The sequence below is a fragment of the Peribacillus sp. P4_C12 genome, assembly GCF_056402095.1.
Genome location: NZ_JBFUIB010000418.1, coordinates 1 through 3314, shown reverse-complemented (window position 1 = coordinate 3314; position 3314 = coordinate 1). Strand labels below are relative to the sequence as shown.

2 protein-coding genes are annotated in these 3314 nt (G+C 36.5%); both read left to right on the top strand.

The window, feature by feature from the left end; all coding sequences use genetic code 11:
* The first annotated feature begins 217 nt into the window (after positions 1 to 217).
* Positions 218 to 1837 (top strand): amidohydrolase, encoded by a 1620-nt coding sequence (locus AC1DUW_RS24095; RefSeq protein WP_477643653.1) that lies wholly within the window; start codon positions 218 to 220, stop codon positions 1835 to 1837.
* A gap of 154 nt (positions 1838 to 1991) precedes the next feature.
* Positions 1992 to 3224 carry an allantoate amidohydrolase gene (locus tag AC1DUW_RS24090; protein WP_477643652.1) on the top strand — a complete coding sequence of 411 codons (1233 nt, stop codon included), beginning with the start codon at positions 1992 to 1994 and terminating at the stop codon, positions 3222 to 3224.
* Positions 3225 to 3314 lie beyond the last annotated feature (90 nt).

Below are 3314 nucleotides of genomic sequence, written 5' to 3'. Positions count from 1 at the left end.
GTCTAATGTATATAATTCCTAAAGTAGATATAATGAAACTACTGAAAACTGAATATTCAAAATTGTGGTCCTTGAAGGTATCTTAAAAGGACGAGTGTAAGTATTGGGAGAGAATACTACTCAGCATTATTTTGGTTATGAAAAAGGGAATTAACAGATCAGAAGTAAGGTTTTAAATACTGTCTCTTAAAAGAGAAGTTCAATAAGGGGTGTGTTTATGCAAGCTGATATTGTGTTCATTAACGGAGAAGTTATTACAGTTGATCAAAAGAATAAAGTAGTCGAAGCGGTAGCGGTGAAAGGGAATCGTGTCTCAGCAGTTGGTTCAAATCGAGAAGTTAAGGGTTTTATCGGAGAAGAAACGAAAGTGATCGATTTGCAAGGAAAGACACTACTTCCAGGATTTATTGATGCTCATATTCACCTTATTTTATACGGGGTTAATCAGTTGGCAGTAAGTTGTAAAGATGAGCATATCAAATCTATAGAGGATTTGTTAAATGATTTGAAGGAGAAAGCATCAACCATCCCAAAAGGTGAATGGATACGTGCTTGGGGATTCAATGAAACGGTTGTGAAAGAAAAGCGTTATCCAACAATAGCCGAGTTGGATGCAATTTCAGTCGAACATCCAATTATTGTATCGCGTACATGCAGTCATATAAGCGTGGTTAATAGCAAGGCGTTAGAGATTGCCAAAATTAATGAAAACTCTGAGAATCCTACAGGAGGGATTATTGAAAGGGATAAGACGGGAAGGTTTACTGGCAGATTAATTGAAACAGCAAATATGATAATGACTGAAATTGCAAGTTATACAGAAAGTGAACTTTTGAAAGCAGTGAAAATTGCGTCAGAGCATTTCATTGCAGCAGGCATAACAAGCATTCATGAAGCAGGTGCCTATGGTCCTGAGAGTTTCCGTTTACTTCAACAAGCTGTTAAAAGTAAGGATATTCGTGTTCGTATATATGCAATGATTGGTTCATTAAATAATTCTCATGAATTTGTTAATAAAATGGTAGAAGTAGGTGTAGTAACCGGTACTGGGGACGAAAGATTCAAAATTGGACCAGCTAAATTGTTTACAGATGGAAGTAGTACTGGTCCTACGATTGCCACTCGTGAGACATACTCCAGTGACCCTGACAATTTTGGCATTCTTTATTATAGTGAAGAAGAAATCTATCAAGTTTTAGGTCAAGCACATAAAAAAGGCTATCAAATCACTGTGCATGCTCAAGGGGATAGAGCGATTGAAATGTATTTAAATTGTGTAGAAAAGGCGTTGGAGGAATCACCAAGAAAAGATCATCGCCACAGAATTGAGCATGCGGGGATTTCATCGCCAGATTTACAAGAGAGAATGAAAAATCTCGAACTCATCCCTATCCCAAACCCTCCATTTCCTTATGAATTCGGGGATATATATATCCAACACTATGGTAATCGAGTCAACCACATGTATGCTGTTCGTGATTTTATTGATAATGGCATCATTGCAGCAGGTGGTTCAGATGCTCCAGTTACTGATTATAACCCTTTATTAGGTATTCACGTTGCTGTTAATAGAAGAAGCCAATCTGGTTCTGAAATAGGTGTTGCTCAATCGATTAGCGTAATGGAAGCCATTAAACTATACACTTGGAATGGCGCCTATGCGAGTTTTGAAGAAGATATTAAAGGCAGCATAGAGGTAGGCAAGTTGGCAGATTTCGTGGTTTTAAMTGACAGTATTTTAAAAGTTAACCCGCTTCATATTAAAGATTTACAAGTAGAATCAACGATTATAGATGGTGAGATTCTATATCATAGAGAATCATTAGTGGAAATATAATCTATCGTAAAGGGTCCTTCACATTACTTTTTCAATGCAAGAGTAGTATTTTCACTGCAAGGATTTCTCGAAGAGTTTCCATTTTTTAAAAAAGTGAAAAGCCAAAAAATCGTTTTAAGAAATTTAGCAGTTTATTTGAAAGGGGATATGCTCTATGAAAAAACAAAAATTATTAATTAATGGTGAAAGGCTAAGTAAAACGCTTGAAAAATTTGCGGATTTTGGACGAACAGTAAACAATGGAGTCACTCGCCTATCACTGACTGAAGAAGATCGTTTAGTTCGTGATTACTTCTGCTCTTGTTGTGAAGAATTGGGAATGACCATTAAAGTTGATGATTTGGGGAATGTTTACGCAACTTTAGCAGGAATTGAAGACAAACCGCCGATTGTAATGGGTTCACATATGGATACAGTAAAAAAGGGTGGACGGTTTGATGGCATCTTAGGAGTAGTTGCTGGTTTAGAAGTTGTGCGAACCCTAGTAGAAAATAATATCAAACCCAAAATCCCGGTTATGATTGTTAATTTTACTAATGAAGAAGGAGCCAGGTTTGAACCTTCTATGATGTCATCGGGAATCCTTTCAGGAAAATTCGAAAAATCTATTATGCTGCAAAAAACAGATAGTACAGGAACTACTTTTGAAGAAGCATTAAATGCTAGTGGGTATGCAGGTGAAGTAGAGTCTCGCTTAAAAGAAGCTACAGCATTTTTAGAGTTGCATATTGAACAAGGACCTATTCTTGAACGTGAATCACTAACCATTGGTGTTGTTGAATGTGTTCTTGGAATGGTTTGTTATGAAATCGAAGTAACAGGGGAATCCGATCATGCCGGAACCACTCCTATGAATATGAGAAAAGATGCTTTCTTTACTACGAATAGCTTAATCACAGAGGCTCGTCAAAAACTGGGTATGCTTGACGACGATTTAGTTTTTACGATGGGAAGGGTAAATGTGTTCCCTAATATTCATACAGTTATTCCAAATAAAGTTATTTTCTCGTTAGAAGCTAGACATAAGGATCCAAAAACTATTAGACAGGTAGAGGAAATAATTGAAGGACTTACAACACCAGGTTCAAAAGATGGATGTGAAATCCAAGTAACAAAATTATGGGACCGGGATACCGTTTGGTTCGATAAGTCAATCTGTGATTTGTTAGAACAATCTACTAATTCATTTGGTCTTTCATATAAAAGAATGGTAAGTGGAGCTGGTCATGACGCCCAGTTCATAGCTAGTTACATTCCAACTGCTATGGTTTTTGTCCCAAGTATTAACGGTAAAAGTCATTGTGAAGAAGAGCTTACCTCATGGGAAGATTGTGAAAAAGGAGTAAATGTGATTTTAGAAACTGTACTTGCCATACAGTCCAAATAAGAATTCTTAGTAAGAATAATTAAAATAGTTTGTTGTATGGATTTAAGAACATAAACGTGTGACCAATTGTTGATCCATCATACCATCAGT